We start from the raw sequence: 21,219 nt of genomic DNA, 5'->3' as shown, positions 1-21,219 counted from the left end.
TCCACATTCCGATTTCATGATTAATGTTCATGTGTTTAACCTCCATAAAATGCAAAAGGAGAAGCCGCGGCGGCCTCTCCCATTGCGTGATGTGATAAAACCGAGTATTCTTTAAGTAAGCTTATTTTCTTTAGTCGCTCCGTTTACCGGGCGGCTTTTTCTTTTTCAATTTGTGCGATCTCTAGTTCAATAAGCACCAGTTTCGTCAGCACGCGGGCGTATTGAAATCCTTCCTCGGTATGCATCGGGGCATCTTTGTCCAGCGTGCGTTTCACCGACATCCAGAATTGTTTTTGCTTCTGAAGTGTTTGCAGACGATCCATGCGTATCACCTCCTTCGCAAGTAATAAAAAATCCGTCCATCGTTGCCCATCAAAGCAACATCAGACGGATGCTTCGTACTTCACGCGGTACGTGATCAAGATTTCAACTTGCCCATTCTTCAGGGCAACGACAGCGTATTTGTTACTGTCGATCTGCACGCTGTATACAAAGCCCTTCAGTTCACAGTAGCCGAGATATTCCTTCTGGCAGTTGCGTTTGAACGCCTGATAATCCATCTTCGTTTCACCTCCTTGCCTTAGTCTGGAACCGACGGTCATTTTGCACCTGCATGTTTCCGGTGAGACTGGAGTTGACGGCTGAAATACTTTTCAAAGTATCGCCGCATGTAATAGGCCGCTGTCTCATCGTCCAACTCCCAACAGCGTCTGAACCATGCGTACAGCAATGTGCCCGCGATTCGCACACTGCCGTTGGCGACCAGTTGCTTCAATAACGTCTGCAATTCCTCCGGCAAACCCCTGCGTACGACCATTTGCGTTCACCTCCCTTCCATGTTCCGGCACTCTCACAACCGGTGATTTTCACTGTCACATGCCCACGACAAATAACCCGCTTTGATGCAAGCAGGCAAATCAACGATATTGAGTTAAATGTCAGGCTGTTAGGACTGCAACCGCACGGCAATCCGCAACTGACCGCTCAAATACCATCCGTCATGCTGTAAATCCCGGGCGATCTTGCCGTAGTCCGAATATGGGATCACCGACGGCGGCACATGGCCGAACAATCCTTCTTCCACCATCTGCTCCGCAACGTCGGTCAAATCATCGATGTCGTAGTAAACGATGAACTCCCCGGCCTGCAAGGCCTGAATCACCTCGTCACGATTGCCTAGAAATTCACACAGTGCCGCGACCAGCCTGTCGTCGTAACGGTTCAATATCTCCATGTCATCATTTATGGCAAACACATCCTCGTATTCGCCAATGGCAAAGGGAGATTCATAATCATGAATCGCGTATTCTTCGTCTTTGCCAAGCACATCCCGGATGCATTGCTTCAGTTCATGCCGTTCCATTGGCAACGTGACCCAACGGCCAACCAGTTTCCCTTCGTTGTACTTCGCCAGATTGGCAATATACACGTTGATCTGCATTGTACTTCCTCCGTTGATTATTTTCCCGATTCAGCCGAATTCCCGGTTATTAATTGGCGTCCATTGCATAGAACGGCTGGACAGCAACACGAACCTCGGGCTGAAAGTGCCAACCTGCATCGGCTAACTCCCGAACCAACTTGTCATAGTCGAGAAACCGCTTAAGGGTGACAGGAACGCGGCCATAGTACCCTGACCGCACCATGGCGTCCGCTACGTCATAGAGGCTGTCTACTTAATACACACGGAACTGTCCGCCATTCAGAATGCGAATGACCTGATCTGCATTATCCGTACATCCGCAAAGGGCATACACAAGCCGATAATCGTATTGAGCCATGACAGCGGCGGCCTCATTGACAGTGAATACGTCGTCGTCCCTCTCGATAATAAAGGGGGCCTCAAAATCCCGAATCTCCAACGCTTCATTGCCATCCGCAATTTCCTGCATAGCCTTCCTCAGATCATCCGGATGCATCGGTAATGACAGCCAGCGGCCAACCCGTTTCTCCTTCTCCAGCCACATAAATCTGAATCTGCATGTCCATTCGCCTCCAGTTCATTTTCAGACCAAACATTCCATTGACACTTGCACGCAACCGCCGTTACCTGAGGATGCAATTTCCATCCCCCGACAGCCACGCCGACAATCATTACCAACCGAACAAACACATCCCTCCTTGTTATCGTGGAAGCCTCTCACCTTCCATGTCCTCGCTGTTATGCCTGCCTGCAAAAACAAAAAGGACTGCCGTCCGCTGTATAACAGCAGAAAGCAGTCCATATGTAACCGGGTGGGGCATTAAACGGCTGGCCACCCCCTTGTTATAAAAGCAGGGTGGTGCCTCCGGAAAATGTATATGATTTTTGCCTAAATAGGGCCGATCTTTCCTCCATTAAATAGCCGTCAACGCTTCCTTCGATCAATAGTGTTCAGGAATTCGCGGGCCACTTTGATCACGAAGTCCACTTCATCTGCATGACGTTGGCTTAGCATAGCGTTTAAGCCCTCAATCTTAGTGCGAATATTGTCACTGCCATAATGCATCGGCAATTCTTCAATATCCTCAAACAGTTGAGCGGGTTTCACACCCAATGCACTGATGATTTTGCCCAACGATTCCAGCGATATATTACGGGTACCTCGTTCAACGTCACTAATATAGCTGAAGCTCAGACCGGATCGCTCTGCCAGCCGCTCTTGCGTCATGCCTTTGAGCTTCCGAATCTTGCGAATTTGATTGCCAACTATATGGATAAACTCTGCCATGCCATCACCTCTACATCAGATTAGTAGAGTGAGAGCAAGACTTTTATCCTATGATAGGAGAACTTTTTAACTACACTTATACGTTTAATTCGTTGTATAATAGGCTTGTCTGGCTATTGCCAAGATTCTACATTTTTCATCAGAGAGAGGGAGGGCGTCACCAACAGAAAAAGAGATGAATCTGATTTCATCATAAGCCACCTATTTCAAAAACTATCAACAGAAGGAGAAGAGCCTATGTCAGTGAAGAAAATTACATCTTTACTCGTCGCAGTAATATTAGTGTTCAGTTTGTTCGGAACGGCATCGGCGGCACTGCCTGTGTACGGTGAGGAATTGCAGAACACACCGTCCAATACTCCGACCGTCACTTTTGCAGACGTGCCCAATACGCATTGGGCAAATAAATACATAAGCGAAATGGCGTCCCGCAAAGTCCTCGAAGGCTACCCGGACGGCAAGTTCAGGCCGGAAAATCAGGTATCCCGAGCCGAATTCGCAACAATCATTGTCAAAGCATCGGGTCTACAGGCGAAGAAAGTAAACTATTCTTCATTTTCGGATGTCAAAACGACGGACTGGTATTCTCCGTATATTGAGGCTGTTAAAGATTACATGACGGGCTATCGCACCGCCGACGGTAGCTACATCTTTAACCCGACTGCACCTGCATTACGCGAAGATATCACGGTTGCACTTGTGAAGCTCAAAGGATATGACGTTTCCCGCCTTGCGAACCAGAGTATCATTGAGGCCATGTTCCAAGACTACGCAGGTATCTCGGAAGCCGCAAAGGATTACGTCGCTGTCGCTGTCGAAAATGGGCTGGTATCCGGCTATCAGGACGAAACATTCCGTCCGCAGGCTTCGATTACCCGAGCTGAGGCCGCTACATTGCTCTGGAGAGCTTATCAATACGGTAATGATAACAAAGGCGTAGGTGGCGGAAACCAAACGACCCCAGCAACGCCTACGCCACCGGCAACAAATCCGACAACACCAAGCCAGCCGCAACAACCATCTCAAGCGACAAAATTTAGCGTGGATACCTTGGTTGGCGGGATTGGCCAAGGGGATACGGACGGGCCTGTAAGCATAGCTAAAATCAATGCTGTTAATAGCATGGTTGTTGATAAGAACAACAATATTTACTTCTTGGACAAAGATAAGAAAAAAGTGCGTAAATTCAACAATTCTAACGGCACCGTAGAGACTTTTAAGGCCATAGACAGCACCTTTAACTGGGGAGATTCTTCCGACGGAAAGACTGTTACGAACTATCTGTTTAACTATATGACCCCAATGAAGCTCGCCTACAATGTGGCAAATGACAGTGTTTACTTGGGGATTAAATATGCATCAAGTCCAAATTACGCTTCGCTTCTTTATCAACTTACACCTAACGTTCAAGTATCGGTTTATGGCATACCAAAAAGGGTTGCAACAGGCACCTTCGACTTCATCAGCTTTAGTAATCAAGGAGTAATTTTCAGCGGCTCCAATCGGAACTATAACGACCATTATGACGCTGTTATTTATAGCGGACAATTGGGGGCTCAAGCGGACGAAATTGCATCAACAAGAGACAATACGTGGATTCGCTATACAGGCAGTCGATGGAGCTATACAGGCGGTTTAGATAAATTCTCGCCCTTAGTAGATGCTATCGCCCTCGATAATCAAGTTTATGTATTCGATTGTAACGAAGGTACTCTTTCAAAAATCCAGTTGTTCCCGAGAAAACTAGATACAATTGTTACGCAAGACAGTATTTCCTTTGATGCAGTAGCGGCTTACAATGGCAAGTTTTACGCATCCAGCGGTGCAACGATCTATGAAGTCAGTCTTGATGGCAGATTGACCACCTTCATCAACGGCAATGACCTGACTTACAACGACGGCAATCCGATCAAGAAAATCAGTCAATTGAGTTTTGACAACAACGGTAACGTCATTGTTTATGATGACGACAATAAAGCGATTCGCCGCATCAATTTGTAAGTTTCCTGTGGGAGCCGCCGTGCTCCCTTTATTTACATTATGACTTCACTTCAATCATACGAAAGAAGGTACATTCAATGGCAACCTTGGCATTACTATTAAAAATCATCGGTGCTGTTTCGGAAGTTTCCGGCATTGTACATATCATTGCTTCGATTAGAAAGAAGAAGAGAACACGAATCGGAATCGGATTCATCATTTTGGTTGTTGGCGTAATTTTGCTTGTGATTGCGACTAACATCGAAGACAAGATACGAGCCGGATACTACTAAGTATCGAAAGGAAGTCAACCAGTGAGGCTGTTTATAAAGATCATGTTTTCCTTGTTTGTGTGTTCCATTGCTGTCGTAATGATTGTGAAGCTTATGCCAAAGGAACGGTTATTGTTATCCGCATTAAACGAACGAGACATGAACATGGTGGACTGGATGTTGAAACTCGGGGCCGATCCGAATGCACATACCGATTCTGCGTACACACCATTGAATCTTGCTGTTAGAAACGGCGACATAAACATGATAAGAAAACTTCTGGCCCATGGTGCCAGTCCGAATGAGCAAGCGAACTACGGAAGCGGGGAGAAGATACTCGTTGGCAATCTATCTATCGCCATAAATTACGTCGATGACCCGGTGCCGGTCATTCAATTATTGATTGAAGCTGGCATAAATGTTGCCGATGATCCATATGCACTGAAAGATGCAATCGAGAGGGGACAAATAAAAGCAGTGGAGTTATTGATTCGGCACGGGGCCGATATCAACGGCGGTCTTCAGTTCGCGATCATGTATGATAAACTCGACATTGTCAGATTGATGCTGGAGAGCGGTGCAGACCCAAACCAAGGAGTCATGCTGGCTAAAATGACGTATAACCAAGAGGCATTGCTCATGCTTGAAGAAGCCGGAGCAACCGTAACATCTCCGCCGCGGGAACAAACACATCCAGAGGACTATACAACCGTTAACGGTGCCAAGATTCGGCTTCATTAACGAGAAAAGTTACCTCGAAGATTACGGCAAAGGAGTTAGACATGAACTGCACAAATTGCGGACATACACTACAGGACAATCAAAATTTTTGCGGGCAATGCGGGCAACGGATAGATGCCGGTAATAGTACCAGTTATCATCGACCGCAGAACATCACTGAGACCCAAACGAGTGGTGTTTCCGAAGAAGAGCTTTCTTGGTTCATTGGCAAAAACGCCGATGTATACTTACAGAAATGGAGACGCAATAGCCGTTGGAACTGGCCTGCCTTTCTGTTTGATGCTTACTGGCTGATGTACCGAAAGATGTACCTTTACTGTGTCTTCTATCTCATCATTTGGTTTGTTTGGAGCAACGTGATTGTTGCCTCGGTGTTCAGTGAATGGAACCCGATCGAGAGCCCCGGCCTTCTCCCATTGGTGCTGGTTATCTGTTGCATCCCTAAACCGGTGCTGGGCATTTTTGCAAACAAGTTGTATCTGCATCAAGCAAAAAGGAAAATAACCGCCATTGTCCAAGACCAGAATAAGCGTGAGTCACGGGAAGCAGAGATCGCAGCGGCAGGCGGAACGAATATGGTATTGCCTATTGCCGTATTAACGATACCTTATTTACTGGCATTGCTTGCAGGTCTGTTCTTCTTTTTCAAATACTATCTGACGTTTAATGACGCTCTTGAGAAGGCAACGGTAACGACCAAGACGGCGGTAACAAATGAAAGCCAAGCACCAGCGGCTCAGACAACCGCTCCTGCAAAGTGGGAGAGCACGGACAGGATTAATATTCTGTTATTGGGCGGCGATTCCCGGAAGAAAGACGAGATTCATTCTGCGGACAGCTTGATGATCGTTTCTATCGACCCTGCAACGAAAAAAATGAAATTGCTCTCCATTCTCCGTGATACATATGTAAATATTCCGGGTTATGGTGAGGATCGTATCAGCAGGGCAATTACAATGGGTAGTTCCAGTTTGGCAATGAAATCAGCAGAAGAATTGACGGGTATTCCAATCCAATATTATTTGTACATGGATATGCAGAGCTTTATCAGATTGATTGACTCAATTGGCGGCATTGACCTAGAAGTAGAGAAAAATATGAACTATGTCGATTCCAATGAAGACTCAATGTACGAAATCCATTTGAAAAAGGGCTTTCAGCACTTGGACGGAATACAGGCATTACAGTACGTTCGATTCCGGCATGATGCAATGAGCGATTTCGCCCGCACGGAACGGCAACGAAAGTTTTTGAAGGCAATCGCCCAAAAGTTGCTGACTACTACGACGGCTATGGAGCTTCCGAAACTAATATATGCTATCGAGCCATACATCGAAACGAATATCAGCGTCGATGATATGATAAAGCTGGGCAAACTTGGCTTTGAAATCGATACGGAAAGCATTGACAGCATCCAATTGCCGCCAATGGAACTCATACAAGAAAAATCAGTGAACGGAAAAGCCGTACTTTACGTTGAACCTGAGCAGATAAAGTCATACGTAAAAGGCGTTCTGAACGATGGTTCCCGTACTCAACGCAACTGAAGCTGCGAATAGCTGTCGGCATTAGTCTCTACCAGACAATAGAATCGGTATCGCGGCGGGGGTTGCGAACCTCACTTTTTTTCACAAATAGCGATGGCCGAAAGGCGGGATACGGGGAGATAAATTTCTCGAATTGAGCTTACTATCAATTCTGAGATATGACTTTGTGGGCCGATTCAAAACGAATTCGGCTTTTTATTTGCATTGGTACGTTACAATTTATCAATATTGACGATATATAGAATATTGATCAGCCGACAGTAACCCTTCATCGGATGATTTTGTGGACTTTTGGCTTGTTTCATTGGGATTCTTGCCTGGGTAAGGCGGTGCTGAGGCCGAAACATCAATTTTTTCAAGTTCAACACCCAATTCACGTTACAAAAGTCATCATCGAACAATATATTTCCTCAAATAGGAAATCAGAACTACTTCAAACAAGGAATTTCAGCGGGGGATGTCGAATAGGAAAAGTTGCGTGGTTTCGGGCGGAACAAGAGGTGAACTATGGAAATCATCAATAATATCGACAATCTTCTCGGCGAAAATTTGAAACTTGAAGTTCGCAAAGGCAGCAAAGTATCGATTGCTGCATCATGCTTCTCCATTTATGCATATGAAGCCTTAATGAAAGAACTGAATCAGGTGGAAGAAGTCCGGTTCATCTTCACCTCTCCCACCTTTATTGCGGATAGCATAAAAAAGGAGAAGCGGGAATTTTATATCCCGAAACGGAACCGGGAAAAAAGCTTGTACGGCACCGAATTTGAAATCCGGCTCAAAAACGAATTGACACTCAAAGCGATTGCAAAAGAGTGCAGTGACTGGATTCGTAAAAAAGTCACGTTCAAATCGAACCGTACTTCCGGTTCGATGCAAGGTATGCTGAATGTGCAGACTGCAAACGAGCCGATCACCTATATGCCGATCGATGGCTTTACGACCGTTGATCTTGGTTATGAAAAGGGCAATGCTCTCTCCAAGATGGTGAACAAGTTCACAGAAGCTACGTTTACCAAAATGTATTTCGATCTGTTCGATCAGGTATGGAATGACAAAAGCAAGCTTGAAGATGTCACGAACCAAGTTGTGGAGCATATTTCATCGGTGTATAAAGAGAACTCTCCGGAGTTCATTTACTATGTCATTTTGTACAATATTTTCAACGAGTTCCTATCGGACATCACAGAAGACATATTGCCCAACGAAGCAACTGGATTCAAAGAGACGGAAATCTGGAAACGTCTCTATCACTTCCAGAAAGATGCGGTTCTTGGTGCGATTAATAAACTGGAAAAATACAATGGATGCATCCTGGCAGACAGCGTCGGTCTGGGAAAAACATTCACGGCTCTTGGCATCATTAAATACTATGAACTTCGCAACAAGTCCGTGTTGTTGCTATGTCCCAAAAAACTCGGCGACAACTGGCTTACGTATAAACAGAATGTAACCAACAATATTTTGTATGCTGACCGATTCCGCTATGATGTACTCTACCATACGGACATATCGCGGGAAAGAGGCAAATCAAACGATATCCCGCTTGACCGATTGAACTGGGGTAATTATGATTTGCTCGTCATTGATGAGTCACATAACTTCCGTAACAACGAAGCCAAGAAAGATAAAGAGACGCGGTATCAGAAGCTGATGCGGAAAGTGTTGAAAAGCGGCGTGAAAACGAAAGTGCTCATGCTCTCCGCTACTCCGGTGAACAACAAGTTCATGGATCTTCGCAACCAGCTTGCCTTGGCTTATGAAGGAAATCCAGAGGAAATCAACAGCAAGTTGGGCACGGAGCGGGGGATTAACGACATCTTCAAACGAGCCCAGTCCGCGTTTAACCAGTGGTCTAAGATGGATGTTGCTGAGCGGACAACGGAGACGCTTCTTGGTATGCTCGACTTCGACTTTTTTGAGCTGCTGGACAGCTTGACGATCGCCCGATCACGCAAGCATATCCAGAAGTATTACAAAGCGGAGGAGATCGGCGAGTTCCCAAGGCGGCTGCCGCCTCTCTCCAAGTTTTGCGATTTGACCGACAGGACCGATGTGATCGGGTATAATGAAATTTTTATAGAGTTGTCCAGAATCAATCTCGGCATCTATGCACCATTCAAATACATTCAGCCGAGCCGATTGCGTTTCTATGAAGAGTTGTACGACACCAGCGTAAGGGGCGGGAGCGGGAACTTCAGGCAGATGGATCGTGAAGGAAGCTTGCAGCTCTTGATGCGGATCAATCTGCTGAAACGCCTGGAAAGCTCAGTGGAGTCGTTCCGATTAACGCTTTCCAAGATTGTATCCAAACTCGATCAGACGCTTCAGCAAATCGAAGCGTTCGAGCGAAGCGGGAAGTCCGATGCTGTAGGTTATACCGATATTGAGGATGCCAATCTTGACGATGACGATTGGCTGGACGATGATTTCAGCATCGGGGATACGATCAAGATCAATTTGTCCGATATGGATGTTCTTCGTTGGAAAGAAGATTTGACGAATGACCGCAACATTCTTTCCGCCTTGCTGACCGAAATGCAGAAAGTAACGCCTGAACACGATGCGAAGCTAAACACATTGAAGCAGGTGATTGATCACAAAATCAATCATCCGATCAATCCCGGCAACCGCAAAGTCATCATTTTCAGTGCGTTCACGGATACCGCGGCGTACTTGTACACGCATTTGTCGGAGTATATGAAGGCCAAGTACAATATCGATACGGCCAAAATCGTCGGCAGCGACGAGAACAAAAACACCGCCGGTTTGCGGAATGATATCAGCACATTGCTGACTTGCTTCTCGCCTCGATCCAAGGAGAAGAAACTCACCATGCCGGATGTAAAAGGCGAGATTGACCTGCTTATCGCTTCCGACTGTATTTCCGAGGGGCAAAACTTGCAAGATTGCGACTATCTCATCAACTATGACATTCATTGGAATCCAGTGCGGATTATTCAACGATTTGGTCGTATAGATCGGATTGGGTCGCAGAACAAGGAGATTCAATTGGTGAACTTCTGGCCCAACATGACGCTGGATGAATACATTCAGTTGAAAGAGCGGGTTGAGAATCGCATGGTCATCATGGATATGACGGCGACTGGCGATGATAACGTCCTGTTCAATCAATCGAGCGATCTGGAATATCGGAAGCAGCAGCTTCATCGTTTGCAGAAGGAAGTCGTCGATCTGGATGATATGAACACAGGCGTCTCCATCACCGATTTGGGCCTGAACGATTTCCGCATGGACCTGGTGAACTATGTCAAGGAAAACGGAGAACTTGATACCGTTCCGAGCGGACTGCATGCGGTTGTGGCTGCTGACGAAGTGAAGGGAGCAAAGCCCGGCGTCATCTTTGTTCTTCGCAACGTCAATGAGGAACTGAATCCTGACAAGCAGAACCGGCTACATCCCTTCTATCTCGTCTACATGAGTGAAGATGGTGAAGTGATCACCAATCATATGGATGTCAAAAAGACGCTGGATATTTTGCGAGCTCTATGCAGAGGGCAATCTGAACCAATGATGGATGCTTGCCGCAGCTTCAATCAAGCGACAAAAGACGGCAAAAAGATGGACATGTATTCCATGCTGCTCCAAGAAACCATCCGCTCGATTGTACAGGTGAAAGAAGAAAACGATCTGGATAGCTTGTTCAGTTCGGGAGGCACGACAGCACTTATAGACTCGATTAAAGGGCTGGAGGACTTTGAACTCATCACTTTTGTCGTTATCAGGCAGGTGAATGCGTGATGTTTCAATTGCCTTCAAGCACGCTTGTAAACCGCAAAATTCCGAAGAACAAATTTTATGAGAAGCTGCAAGCCAATCATCATCTTAAGGAACTATTTACTGAACAAGTCGAATCAATCCTCTGGAAGCACAAGCTATCCAAGGACACGATTCGTCTTGAACCGAAAGAGGATATTGAAGAAATTCAGATTTTTGAAATCCATTTGAAGGAGCAAACCTACTCCCTTGACTTGCTACGGAGTATAGACAAGGCAATCCCTTATCCCATTTTATATGTTTTGATGTATGAGGGACAGGCCAAGCTCGCCATGGCTTATAAAGAACGAAATCAGACCGACGACAATCGGTCTGTCGTTCGTTCCTACCATGAGACGGACTGGCAGCCGGTGGAGAGTATCGAACTGAATATCCTTCAAGGACTCGATCTGAAGGCTGTTTACGAGAACATCATCCGTCAACTGCTTCCCATCAAGGTGAAGCCGGAAATCGAGCTTTCAGCCGTTTTGGAGCGTCAAGCCCAAATTGACAAGCTGACGCAAGAATGCCACCGGCTAGAGTCCAAGATTCGGGCTGAAAAACAATTCAACAAGAAGGTTGAATTGAACATGGAGCTACAACGAAAGAGGAAAGAATTGAATCAACTACTCGATGAGTAATCGGAGGCGTACTTATGAAAAAATTGACGATGAAGTCGGTCAATATGACTCAAGTCAATATGGACAAGATTGCAGAGTTGTTCCCCAACGTGATTACCGAAGCTAGAGATGAACATGGAAAAATCAAGCGAGCGGTCGATTTTGATTTGTTGAAGCAGGAACTTTCCGATGTTCTTGTCGAGGGTGAAAAAGAGCGATATCAATTGACGTGGCCAGGGAAAAAAGAGGCCGTTCTCAATGCTAATAGTTCCATTGATAAAACATTAAGACCGATCAAGGAAGATAGCGTGGATTGGGATACTACCCAAAACATGTACATTGAAGGCGATAACCTAGAAGTATTAAAGTTGTTACAGGAATCCTATATAAATAAAATTAAAATGATATATATTGATCCTCCCTATAATACTGGAAAGGACTTTATTTATAAGGATGATTTTAGAGAGCCAGTAGAAGAATACCTTGAAGAGTCTGGTCAAGTTGACGAAGAACGAAATCGGCTATTCCAAAATACTGAATCAAATGGAAGGTTTCATAGTGACTGGTTAACAATGATATACTCTAGATTAAAATTGGCGAGAAACTTACTTAAAGATGATGGTGTTATTTTTATCAGTATTGATGATAGTGAAGTTGATAACTTAAAAAAAGTATGTAATGAAATTTTTGGTTCTAAAAATTTTATATGTTGTTTTGTTTGGAAATCTAAGTTAGGAAAAGTAGGAACTACGAGTACGGTTTCTACAGTTCACGAATATGTTTTAAGTTATGCTAAGAACGTTGAACTTGTGAATTTCAAAAAAATCATTAAGAAAAGTGATGGCAGGAAAGAGAATTTGCGTCAGTGGGGTCAGGCTGATAGAAGAGAAGATAGGCCTTCCATGTATTATCCCATAATTATTGATGGCATTACTGTTTATCCAATAAAGGAAGATGGTTCTGAGGGTAGATGGAGAGTAGGTAAAGAAAAAGCGTTGGAACTATTAAATCAAGGTCTGCTACAGCTTGTAAAGAGAGATAACAACAGATATGAAATATATCGGTTATTCCCTGAAAGTGAAAGCCAGATAGCCTATGATACTTTTATTCCTACTGAGGTAGGAACTACGGCAAATGGAGCAATTGCACTTCAACAATTAAATATGAGCCGATCTTTTGATTACAGTAAGCCAAAAGAATTATTAAGCTATTTGATGACACTAGCAGATTTTCGTGATGGAATTATTTGCGATTTCTTTTCGGGATCTGCAACGACTGCCCACGGAGTAATGGAGCTTAATGCTAATGACGGCGGAACTCGAAAATATATTTTAGTTCAACTTCCAGAAGAAATAGATGAAACTTCTGAAGCGTATAGTGCCGGTTACAAAAACATCTGTGAAATCGGCAAAGAACGCATTCGCCGTGCCGCGAAAAAGATCAAAGAAGAAACAGGGGCAGACATCGATTACGGTTTTCGTGTGTTCCGAGTAGACTCCAGTAACATGAAGGACGTTTACTACACACCTGACAAGTTGGGTCAGATGAATTTGGATGATCTGACATCCAACATTAAGGAAGACCGTACCGGTGAGGATTTGCTCATCCAAGTGATGCTGGAATGTGGATTGGAGCTTTCATTGCCGATGGAGTCCAAGGAAATCGAAGGCAAAACTGTCTATTACGTTGCCGAAAACTCTTTAATCGCTTGCTTCGACGAAGACGTACCGGAATCGGTTATCAAGAAAATCGCAGCGGATCAGCCGCTTAGGGTTGTTTTCCGCGATAGCTCGTTCCGGGATGATTCGGCCCGCATCAATGTGGAAGAACTGTTCAAACTGCTCTCTCCGAGCACCGATATTCAAGTGCTGTAAGGAAGGTGAGCAGCGATGAAAATCAAATTCAAACATCAACAATTTCAATTGGATGCGGTCAAGAGTATTGTAGACGTGTTCCAAGGGCAGCCGAACGAATCCTCTCGGTTTACGCTTGATAAAGGACGTAGGCAGAAAAGCGTGGAAATGGGAGATTTGTTTCAAACCACAAGCGGTGAGTCTGATTATGGCTTCAAGAACAATCCTATTAAACTTATTGATCAGGAAGTGTTGAGTAATATTCAGGCCATACAACGGCAAAATGGCTTGAAATTGTCCGAACGGCTTGAAGGCAAATACAACCTTACAGTTGAGATGGAAACCGGTACGGGAAAAACCTACACCTATATTCGGACGATGTACGAACTGTATAAAAAATACGGCTGGAGCAAATTCATCATCGTTGTCCCGTCGATCGCCATTCGGGAGGGTGTGCTGAAGACGTTTCAGATCACCGAAGATCATTTCATGTCTGAATACGGGTCAAAGGCTAGGTATTTTGTATATAATTCAAAGCAATTGCATCAAATCGAGAAGTTTGCCAGCGACGCTGGGATCAATGTCATGATCATCAACTCACAAGCGTTCAATGCGAGGGGTAAAGATGCACGAAGAATTTCCATGGAGCTGGATGACTTTAACTCTCGGCGTCCGATTGATGTTATCGCCAGTACAAATCCAATATTGATAATCGACGAGCCTCAATCGGTGGAAGGTCAGAAGACGAAGGAAGCACTTAAAGATTTCAAACCGTTGTTTACGCTGCGGTATTCGGCAACACACCGGGAGGACTATAACAAGGTTTATCGCCTCGATGCTCTGGATGCGTATAACATGAAGCTGGTCAAGAAGATCAGCGTCAAAGGCATCTCTGTAAAAGGAACCAGTGGAACCAACAGCTATTTATATCTTGAAGGCGTAGATGTTAGCGATAAGCACGCTCCTGTAGCCCGTCTTGAATATGAAAAACGAACCAAGACAGGATTAACCAAAGTCTCCAAGAAAATCGTGACGGGCAATGACCTCTATCAGTTGTCCGATTATCTGGAGCAGTACAAAGGCTACAAAGTGTCTGAAATCAACGGACAGAATAACAGTATCAGCTTCATCAATGGAGTTACGCTGTACGCCGGTGATGTACAAGGTGATGTCAATGAGCTTCATTTCCGGCGAATCCAGATTCGGGAAACGCTGAAATCTCACTTCGAAAAGGAGCGGGTGCTGTTCCATAAAGGAATCAAAGTGCTCTCACTCTTCTTTATTGATGAAGTCGCCAAGTACCGGCAATATGATAAAGACGGCAACGAGAAGAATGGAGAGTACGCTGACATTTTTGAAGAAGAATATATGGAGCTTCTAAATGAACAGCTATCGTTGTTTGCGGATGACCCATACATTCAATATTTGAATTCGATTCAGGTAAAGAGTACGCATAAAGGCTACTTCTCCATTGACAAGAAAAGCAACAGGTTTGTTGATTCCAAAGTGTCCGCAAGAGAGACGGATTCTGATGATGTTGATGCCTACGACTTGATCATGCGGGATAAAGAACGGCTTCTCAGCTTCGAGGAACCGACACGGTTTATTTTCTCGCACTCGGCGTTAAAGGAAGGCTGGGACAACCCGAACGTATTCCAGATATGTACGCTCAAACATAGCGACTCCACGATCAAGAAACGGCAGGAAGTTGGGCGTGGACTGCGACTGTGCGTGAATAAATACGGTGAACGGATCGACTCCAGCATCCCCGGTATTGATGTTCACGAAATTAATTCACTTACCGTTGTTGCAAGCGAGTCCTACGAAGAGTTTGCCAAGCAGCTACAAAGCGAGATTGCCGCTACATTGTCGGATCGGCCACGTAAGGCTAACGTGGATTTCTTCCTGAATAAAGTGCTTACCAATGCCCGCGGCGAACAATTAAGTATCGATGAGAAGCTGGCAAACAAGCTGCAATTTGCCTTTATAAAAAATGGCTATGTCGATGATGAATTTCGTTTGACGGACGACTACTTTGCCGCCGTTAACGATCAAACGGTCAAGCTGCCCGATGAACTGCGTGAATTTCAAGAATCGCTCATCGAACTGGTTAAATCCATCTACGTAGAAGGCAAGGCAGATATGGCGGAGAATGATCGGAATCGCAATATCGTTTCGGTGAAGGTTAACAACAACTTCTATAAGCAAGAGTTCAAGGAGTTGTGGAACCGAATCAACAAAAAATCTGTCTATACAGTTCGATTTGATTCCGATGAGTTGGTACGGAAGTGTATCCTGGCGTTAGACATGAATTTGCAGGTGCCCGACATCCGCTACGCAATTAAACACGGTGAGATGAAGGAGATTGAGTCTCGGGAGCAACTCAAACAAGGCGAGGCATTTGTAACGCGGGAGACGCAAACGGAGTACGTGCACGGGCCTGCTACGTCAAAGATCAAGTACGACTTGATCGGTAAGATGATGGATGAAACGCGACTGACACGGAAGACGATTGTGGCTATCTTGAAAGGCGTTAAACCGTCTACCTTCCTGCTATTCCGGAAGAATCCAGAGGAATTTATTATTCGGGCGTCCAAGCTTATTAACGAACAGAAGGCGACCACGATTATTGAATCCATTACTTACGATGTGATCAATGATACGTTCCATACGGATGTGTTTACGAAGAACAACTTGAAGGGACAACTGGGTCAAAACGCTATCTCCGTTGAAAAGCATATTTATGATTATGTCGTAACGGATTCCAAGATTGAGCGGGCATTTGCTAAAGAGCTGGATACGAGCAAAGAAGTGCAGGTTTATGCGAAGCTGCCACGCGGATTTTACATCCCTACTCCGGTAGGCGACTACAACCCGGACTGGGCGATTGTGTTCAAAGAAGGCGATGTGAAGCATATCTACTTCATCGCAGAAACAAAGGGGTCTATGGACTCGATGGAACTGCGTGAAGTGGAGAAGGCGAAGATCGAATGTGCCCGGAAACACTTTGCTAAGTTGAATACAGGTCAATTGAAGTATGATGTGGTGAACAGTTATGAGAAGTTGTTGGAGATTGTGAAGGCTTGAATTAAACTTTGGGCATAATATTGCTGGAATTTGTTAATCGGTGATACTGGTTGAATAGCTACAGCTTATAAAATTCGTGATTCCAAATACCAATGAAATATCATAAAATGAACTTAAAAAGGAGGTGGCGGAAGTGGCAAGAGTTGCAGTGAACCCAGAAGTGATTCGGTGGGCTTTACAACGTGCAGATGTAGCTGAGACGATTGAAAAGAAGTTCCCGAAGTTGATTAGTTGGATGAAAAATGAAACACAACCAACATTAAGACAACTGGAGCAGCTTGCTAAAGCCACTTCCACTCCACTCGGTTTTTTCTTTTTATCTAAACCACCGCAAATACAGTTGCCTATTCCGCACTACAGAACAATTGATGATACTTATGCTTCTAAACCAAGCCCTGACTTGCTGGAAACTGTCCAAATGATGCAACGACGGCAAGCATGGATGCGTGAATATTTGTTGGATATGGGTCAAGAGCCGCTATCCTATGTTGGATCTTGCCAATTAACGGATAAACCCAAGGACGTGGCCCAAAAAATTAGAAAGACTTTGGAAATTGGAAATGGTTGGGCAGCAGACTGTAATAGTTGGCAGGAAGCTCTCCGAATGTTAATGACTAAAATTGAGAATATTGGTGTCTTGGTTGCTAGAAATGGAATAGTAGGGAACAACACACATAGGAAGCTGGATGTGAATGAATTCAGGGGTTTTGTTCTTGTGGACGAATATGCCCCGCTGATATTCATAAACGGAGCTGATGGCAAGGCTGCACAGATGTTTACCATTGCTCACGAATTAGCTCACATCTGGTTTGGGGCAAGTGCAGCCTTTGATCTTTCTAACCTACAACCTTCTAATGAAGCGATTGAGCAAGCTTGTAATCAAACAGCAGCAGAATTCCTCGTGCCAGAAGATGAGTTGAGATCGGTGTGGGGGAGTATCAATAATGACCCCGATCGGTTCAACCTTTTGGCAAAACATTTCAAGGTGAGCAGTATTGTAACAGCTCGAAGAGCTTTAGACTTGATGTTGATAACTAGAGATGAGTTTTTTGATTTTTATAATGCATGGGTTGAAATTGAGCGTAAACAAGCTCAAGATGGAGAAGGTAGGGGAAACTTCTACTCGAACCAACATTTCCGAATTGGCCGACGTTTTGCGGAAGCTGTGTTTAGAAGTGCAAAGGAAGGGCGTTTGCAATATAATGAAGCATATAGACTGACAGGCCTTAAAGGAAATACCTTTTCGGAGTATGCGAAACACCTTGGAATTGAGGTGTATTCATGACAGAATCATTAAGATTTGTATTAGATACTAATGTTCTAGTTGAAGCACATAGGAGGTACTATGCCTTTGACATCGCACCTTGTTTTTGGCGTGTCCTGTTGGAGTTAGCTGATAGAGGTCATATAGTAAGTATTGATAGAGTTAAGGACGAGCTAATGCATTCAGGTCAAGAAGACGCCTTAAATAAGTGGGCACTCTCCGAATTTGATCATTGGTTTGTCTCAACTGAAAATGAAGAGGTATTCGAAGCATATCGTGAGTTAATTGACTGGTCTATCGGAGAAGATCAATATCATGACTTTGCCAAAACAGAGTTTGCAGATGTTGCGGACAGCTGGGTAGTTGCTTTTGCTAAAGCGTACAATTGTGTTGTAGTTACTCAAGAACAGTATAGCAGGGATGCTAGGAGAAGAATTTTGATCCCTAATGCCTGTAGAGCTATGGGGGTTGATTATATGAACACATTTGAAATGCTCCGTAAGCTAAATGCTAGCCTTGGAGAGTAAGGGCAATGATAATGACAATGACAAATAAACACATACACATAATTTTAGGAGAGGCGGAAACTTTGCCTCTCCTTTGCTGTTCAGTTTACCATATCAAGTGATACGGTGATCTGTATCTGTGGTCACAACAATGGTCACAAAACCCCCGAAAACAGCCGGAAACCTAGGGATACATAAAAACAGAGTGATGCCCGAAAACCCTTATAGGAGTAGGCTTCCGGGCATTTTGAGATACGCGAGGACAGTACATCTCCACACTGGCAGCGATGAGGTCAGGGGTTCGAACCCCCTATTCTCCACCAACATGCAACGCAAACGGCAGAGATGCCGTTTTTTTGTTTCGTTTGATGTTGCCGCTGTACATAATGCGGTGTTGCATGTACACCTTTTAACAATCATGTGGACTAAAGCACTTAAGCCTTGATCGGGAGAGGGGCTGTGTTCCAGATTCCCTTACCCTCTCTCGCCGTATCGGCCGGTTCCCCGTTTGGGTTAAAATGAAAAAGCGGTTGCGAATATTTTGAAAAGTCCGGGGAAAATCGGATGACCAAAGCGGATCATACGCTCGCTATACTCGTTCTGCTCCGGGCGCGCAAAAAAATGACGGCCAAGCAGTTGGCGCAAGAATTGGAGATTCATATTCGTCTGTTTATCGTTACATCGATGCGCTATGTGTCAGCGGCGTGCCGATCGTTTCGGAGAACGGACGCGATGAAAGGCTCTATCACATTTTTCCCTCGGTTCCTCAGACCACGATAATGGATTACAGTATCCAGTACCCTAGAACCCCGCCAATGCCCGCAAGTATGAACAGAACGCCTCCAATGCGAGCAGACACAACATAGAGTCCGGACGGTTCGGTTGCATCATGTGATTTCCAACTTTCGATGATGGCCCAAACAATCGACGGCCGTATTACCATTAACAACCCTAAAATAATAAGAAGCAAGCTAATGAACCCCATAAGAATGCCTCCTGACGATAGTAACTTTAGGAGCGGGAAATAGCAAGTGGTCGCCCGCTTCTTCCCACGTTTCATAATGCTGCTCTTGAAGCACGCCGGAATCGATGCTTTTTCCTTCGTTTTCGAGTGGAGAGTCAGGAGGAGTCGCTGTCCTCGCCTTGCCGGTCGGTTCAGCATCGTTCCCGAAAATAAAACTCACGACACCCGATTGAATTTGCTTAATGGTCTGAAAAAACGGGCTGAATGCTTTTGTGGCTGTCGGTGATCCGACGATGAACGCGCCAATAAGAAATGAAGCGGCCACTACATATGGTAAAAGCAAAAACCGTTTATGCGATCGACGTGCTTTCTTGAAGGAATTCGACATTTTCCACCGTTTTCCTACTTGTTCATAATGGTTTTCGGATAGGGTCTTAGTAGGAGAAGGCCAGGGGAAAAAAGGAATAGCCCAGATACTTGCATATTGTCACGCATTTATGCTACGTTGGATTTGCTTTTGAGACCATGGTTTACGCCATGGATGCGAAGCAGTGGGCTTGTGTGGCGGCGCAGGGCTCGCTGTTTTTGTTTCTGGCTTGGTTTCCTGACGACGGGATGGTTTTTGGGTTTCCCGTAATTCTAATGCTTGTCCTTTATGCAAATTGACCAGCTTACCCTGCATAGTTTCCCGTACTTCCACGCTTGTTTTCGCCTCAAATGGCGGTGAAGGCTTTTCGGCTAGTGTATAAAGTTTTCCCCCATAGGAAAGAGTTTGGCCTTCAGCTCCTTCCGCGAGATAAATTTTTTTAAGGCGCAAAACCTGGCGTGTAGAAAGCTGCAGTAACTCCGCGGCTTCAGCGACCTTGATTTGTCGAGCAACAAGCTTTTCGATAACCAACACTTTTTTCAGTTCTGCTTTTGTCAATGTAATCTTCTCCTATCCCATAGTGACATTTTCACAGAACAGTTAAGGTACATTTTCACAGACGATTGACACGTTGTACACCGGACGCTTGACACAAAGAAGCCTAGCATATATAATACTAAAGTGTCTCATAAAGCGATTTTCGCATTTATCGATTATTTGGGCTCTTAGCTCAGTTGGTAGAGCAGTTGACTCTTAATCATCTGGTCCAGGGTTCGAGTCCCTGAGAGCCCACCATACATGTACAGCAAAACGGCCTGAACGGCCGTTTTTTTGTCGTATATTCCAGTGGCTCTGCCGAAACCAAAACTTCATTTGAAATGGTTAATACCCGTATCCCCATCCATTCCCGATGTACGGCTGTTGCTGCGGGGGAGCAAAGGTTTGACGCTGCACGTGTCCCTGTCCCTGGTAGTAGTGCGCTTGATTCGGATACGCCGGAGCTGCCGCTCGTTTGTTGTGGCCTTGCTCCGGCGCGCAATCACTGGGCGGTCCGATGACAACGGTATTGGTAATGGGCGCTAGCGTGTCCTTAACTTTCGCTTCGTTGAGGCAATACGTATGGGCAAACACATTGGCCGGCGTTAATCGCAGCATGTCGGAAGCAGGTATGAATTCCGGAATCGGTGCATCGAATATAGCCAATAAATGGGTGTTGTCGGCTGTGGCCATTTCATAATGCCACCATCCTTGAGGCACATTGGCTACTTGGCCCGGCTGGATCGGGAAATTGCGAAGCTCTTTCGTAAACGGGTTAATCAGGGAGACAATCGCCGCGCCTGAAATACAATATACCAATTCAGATGCATTTTGATGAATATGGGGCTCGACAACGTTTCCCGTGCTAAGAAAAATGTCCAGCAGGGACACATTTCCTAATGTGTTGAGCTGATTGACGGAAAGAGCGTTAATATAATTCCGGTTATCCTTTTTGAAAAATTGGTTATTATTTACTCAACTTTCGCAGTATGA

The 21,219-nt window shown here is 45.0% G+C and carries 20 protein-coding genes, 1 tRNA gene and 1 pseudogene; 12 read left to right on the top strand and 10 right to left on the bottom strand.

What is annotated here, in order from left to right:
- Nucleotides 1-143: 143 nt before the first annotated feature.
- The 6 genes from ABEV74_RS10895 to ABEV74_RS10870 form a co-directional block, all read right to left on the bottom strand.
- The gene (locus tag ABEV74_RS10895) at nucleotides 144-323 is read right to left on the bottom strand and encodes a hypothetical protein (protein ID WP_430145961.1); all 180 of its coding nucleotides are present in this window, start codon (nucleotides 321-323) and stop codon (nucleotides 144-146) included.
- Nucleotides 324-383: 60 nt separating this feature from the next.
- The gene (locus tag ABEV74_RS10890; protein WP_430145959.1) at nucleotides 384-560 is read right to left on the bottom strand and encodes a hypothetical protein; all 177 of its coding nucleotides are present in this window, start codon (nucleotides 558-560) and stop codon (nucleotides 384-386) included.
- A gap of 38 nt (nucleotides 561-598) precedes the next feature.
- Nucleotides 599-817 carry a hypothetical protein gene (locus ABEV74_RS10885; protein WP_138790745.1) on the bottom strand — a complete coding sequence of 73 codons (219 nt, stop codon included), beginning with the start codon at nucleotides 815-817 and terminating at the stop codon, nucleotides 599-601.
- Nucleotides 818-946: 129 nt separating this feature from the next.
- Nucleotides 947-1,441: an antirestriction protein ArdA gene (locus tag ABEV74_RS10880; protein ID WP_430145957.1), complete on the bottom strand. Its 495-nt coding sequence runs from the start codon at nucleotides 1,439-1,441 to the stop codon at nucleotides 947-949.
- 235 nt (nucleotides 1,442-1,676) lie between these two features.
- Complete coding sequence (locus ABEV74_RS10875) at nucleotides 1,677-1,967, bottom strand: hypothetical protein (protein WP_430145955.1); 291 nt, start codon at nucleotides 1,965-1,967, stop codon at nucleotides 1,677-1,679.
- 381 nt (nucleotides 1,968-2,348) lie between these two features.
- On the bottom strand, nucleotides 2,349-2,711 hold the full coding sequence (locus ABEV74_RS10870) for a helix-turn-helix domain-containing protein (protein ID WP_430145953.1): 363 nt from the start codon (nucleotides 2,709-2,711) through the stop codon (nucleotides 2,349-2,351).
- A gap of 237 nt (nucleotides 2,712-2,948) precedes the next feature.
- On the opposite strand from ABEV74_RS10870, the gene ABEV74_RS10865 reads away from it, so the two are divergent.
- From ABEV74_RS10865 to ABEV74_RS10815, 11 genes and pseudogenes are all read left to right on the top strand, one after another.
- Nucleotides 2,949-4,712 carry an S-layer homology domain-containing protein gene (locus ABEV74_RS10865; RefSeq protein WP_430145951.1) on the top strand — a complete coding sequence of 588 codons (1,764 nt, stop codon included), beginning with the start codon at nucleotides 2,949-2,951 and terminating at the stop codon, nucleotides 4,710-4,712.
- Between the two features lie 77 nt (nucleotides 4,713-4,789).
- Complete coding sequence (locus ABEV74_RS10860) at nucleotides 4,790-4,984, top strand: hypothetical protein (RefSeq protein WP_430145949.1); 195 nt, start codon at nucleotides 4,790-4,792, stop codon at nucleotides 4,982-4,984.
- Between the two features lie 21 nt (nucleotides 4,985-5,005).
- Complete coding sequence (locus ABEV74_RS10855; RefSeq protein ID WP_430145948.1) at nucleotides 5,006-5,704, top strand: ankyrin repeat domain-containing protein; 699 nt, start codon at nucleotides 5,006-5,008, stop codon at nucleotides 5,702-5,704.
- 41 nt (nucleotides 5,705-5,745) lie between these two features.
- Nucleotides 5,746-7,251, top strand: a complete 1,506-nt coding sequence (locus ABEV74_RS10850; protein ID WP_430145946.1) for an LCP family glycopolymer transferase — start codon at nucleotides 5,746-5,748, stop codon at nucleotides 7,249-7,251.
- Nucleotides 7,252-7,758: 507 nt separating this feature from the next.
- Nucleotides 7,759-11,013: a helicase-related protein gene (locus tag ABEV74_RS10845; RefSeq protein WP_430145944.1), complete on the top strand. Its 3,255-nt coding sequence runs from the start codon at nucleotides 7,759-7,761 to the stop codon at nucleotides 11,011-11,013.
- Nucleotides 11,013-11,669: a DUF4391 domain-containing protein gene (locus ABEV74_RS10840; protein ID WP_430145942.1), complete on the top strand. Its 657-nt coding sequence runs from the start codon at nucleotides 11,013-11,015 to the stop codon at nucleotides 11,667-11,669. Before ABEV74_RS10845 ends, ABEV74_RS10840 begins: the two co-directional genes overlap by 1 nt.
- Nucleotides 11,670-11,683: 14 nt before the next feature.
- A complete protein-coding gene (locus ABEV74_RS10835) occupies nucleotides 11,684-13,522 on the top strand; it encodes a site-specific DNA-methyltransferase (RefSeq protein ID WP_430145940.1) in 1,839 nt (612 codons plus the stop codon).
- 15 nt (nucleotides 13,523-13,537) lie between these two features.
- Entirely contained in the window at nucleotides 13,538-16,588 is a 3,051-nt protein-coding gene (locus ABEV74_RS10830) for a type III restriction-modification system endonuclease (protein WP_430145938.1), read from the top strand.
- A 133-nt stretch (nucleotides 16,589-16,721) separates the two neighbouring features.
- Nucleotides 16,722-17,873 (top strand): ImmA/IrrE family metallo-endopeptidase, encoded by a 1,152-nt coding sequence (locus tag ABEV74_RS10825; RefSeq protein WP_430145937.1) that lies wholly within the window; start codon nucleotides 16,722-16,724, stop codon nucleotides 17,871-17,873.
- Nucleotides 17,870-18,379: a DUF4411 family protein gene (locus ABEV74_RS10820; protein ID WP_430145935.1), complete on the top strand. Its 510-nt coding sequence runs from the start codon at nucleotides 17,870-17,872 to the stop codon at nucleotides 18,377-18,379. Before ABEV74_RS10825 ends, ABEV74_RS10820 begins: the two co-directional genes overlap by 4 nt.
- Before the next feature lie 543 nt (nucleotides 18,380-18,922).
- A pseudogene (locus tag ABEV74_RS10815) lies at nucleotides 18,923-19,086 on the top strand (helix-turn-helix transcriptional regulator); the annotation flags it as partial.
- 56 nt (nucleotides 19,087-19,142) lie between these two features.
- Here the strand turns inward: ABEV74_RS10815 and ABEV74_RS10810 are convergent.
- The 3 genes from ABEV74_RS10810 to ABEV74_RS10800 form a co-directional block, all read right to left on the bottom strand.
- The gene (locus ABEV74_RS10810) at nucleotides 19,143-19,343 is read right to left on the bottom strand and encodes a DUF6199 family natural product biosynthesis protein (RefSeq protein WP_019004694.1); all 201 of its coding nucleotides are present in this window, start codon (nucleotides 19,341-19,343) and stop codon (nucleotides 19,143-19,145) included.
- Nucleotides 19,330-19,710 carry a hypothetical protein gene (locus ABEV74_RS10805; protein WP_430145933.1) on the bottom strand — a complete coding sequence of 127 codons (381 nt, stop codon included), beginning with the start codon at nucleotides 19,708-19,710 and terminating at the stop codon, nucleotides 19,330-19,332. Before ABEV74_RS10805 ends, ABEV74_RS10810 begins: the two co-directional genes overlap by 14 nt.
- Before the next feature lie 99 nt (nucleotides 19,711-19,809).
- Nucleotides 19,810-20,247 (bottom strand): hypothetical protein, encoded by a 438-nt coding sequence (locus tag ABEV74_RS10800; protein WP_430145932.1) that lies wholly within the window; start codon nucleotides 20,245-20,247, stop codon nucleotides 19,810-19,812.
- 161 nt (nucleotides 20,248-20,408) lie between these two features.
- On the opposite strand from ABEV74_RS10800, the gene ABEV74_RS10795 reads away from it, so the two are divergent.
- A tRNA-Lys gene (locus ABEV74_RS10795) sits at nucleotides 20,409-20,484 on the top strand.
- Between the two features lie 87 nt (nucleotides 20,485-20,571).
- Here the strand turns inward: ABEV74_RS10795 and ABEV74_RS10790 are convergent.
- Nucleotides 20,572-21,117 (bottom strand): cupin domain-containing protein, encoded by a 546-nt coding sequence (locus ABEV74_RS10790; protein ID WP_430145930.1) that lies wholly within the window; start codon nucleotides 21,115-21,117, stop codon nucleotides 20,572-20,574.
- Nucleotides 21,118-21,219 lie beyond the last annotated feature (102 nt).

The organism is Paenibacillus cisolokensis (assembly GCF_050481165.1).
GTDB lineage: Bacteria > Bacillota > Bacilli > Paenibacillales > Paenibacillaceae > Paenibacillus_AH > Paenibacillus_AH cisolokensis.
The sequence above is the reverse complement of the archived record's forward strand: the minus strand, read 5'-3'. Positions and strand labels throughout refer to the sequence as shown.

Excerpts from the sequence above, each read along its gene's own strand:
- ABEV74_RS10880 (WP_430145957.1), bottom strand. The coding sequence starts at position 1,441 with ATGCAGATCAACGTGTATATTGCCAATCTGGCGAAGTACAACGAAGGG.
- ABEV74_RS10840 (WP_430145942.1), top strand. The coding sequence starts at position 11,013 with ATGTTTCAATTGCCTTCAAGCACGCTTGTAAACCGCAAAATTCCGAAG.
- ABEV74_RS10875 (WP_430145955.1), bottom strand. The coding sequence starts at position 1,967 with ATGTGGCTGGAGAAGGAGAAACGGGTTGGCCGCTGGCTGTCATTACCG.
- ABEV74_RS10835 (WP_430145940.1), top strand. The coding sequence starts at position 11,684 with ATGAAAAAATTGACGATGAAGTCGGTCAATATGACTCAAGTCAATATG.
- ABEV74_RS10810 (WP_019004694.1), bottom strand. The coding sequence starts at position 19,343 with ATGGGGTTCATTAGCTTGCTTCTTATTATTTTAGGGTTGTTAATGGTA.
- ABEV74_RS10870 (WP_430145953.1), bottom strand. The coding sequence starts at position 2,711 with ATGGCAGAGTTTATCCATATAGTTGGCAATCAAATTCGCAAGATTCGG.
- ABEV74_RS10865 (WP_430145951.1), top strand. The coding sequence starts at position 2,949 with ATGTCAGTGAAGAAAATTACATCTTTACTCGTCGCAGTAATATTAGTG.
- ABEV74_RS10890 (WP_430145959.1), bottom strand. The coding sequence starts at position 560 with ATGGATTATCAGGCGTTCAAACGCAACTGCCAGAAGGAATATCTCGGC.
- ABEV74_RS10895 (WP_430145961.1), bottom strand. The coding sequence starts at position 323 with ATGGATCGTCTGCAAACACTTCAGAAGCAAAAACAATTCTGGATGTCG.
- ABEV74_RS10885 (WP_138790745.1), bottom strand. The coding sequence starts at position 817 with ATGGTCGTACGCAGGGGTTTGCCGGAGGAATTGCAGACGTTATTGAAG.
- ABEV74_RS10805 (WP_430145933.1), bottom strand. The coding sequence starts at position 19,710 with ATGTCGAATTCCTTCAAGAAAGCACGTCGATCGCATAAACGGTTTTTG.
- ABEV74_RS10845 (WP_430145944.1), top strand. The coding sequence starts at position 7,759 with ATGGAAATCATCAATAATATCGACAATCTTCTCGGCGAAAATTTGAAA.
- ABEV74_RS10830 (WP_430145938.1), top strand. The coding sequence starts at position 13,538 with ATGAAAATCAAATTCAAACATCAACAATTTCAATTGGATGCGGTCAAG.
- ABEV74_RS10850 (WP_430145946.1), top strand. The coding sequence starts at position 5,746 with ATGAACTGCACAAATTGCGGACATACACTACAGGACAATCAAAATTTT.
- ABEV74_RS10860 (WP_430145949.1), top strand. The coding sequence starts at position 4,790 with ATGGCAACCTTGGCATTACTATTAAAAATCATCGGTGCTGTTTCGGAA.
- ABEV74_RS10820 (WP_430145935.1), top strand. The coding sequence starts at position 17,870 with ATGACAGAATCATTAAGATTTGTATTAGATACTAATGTTCTAGTTGAA.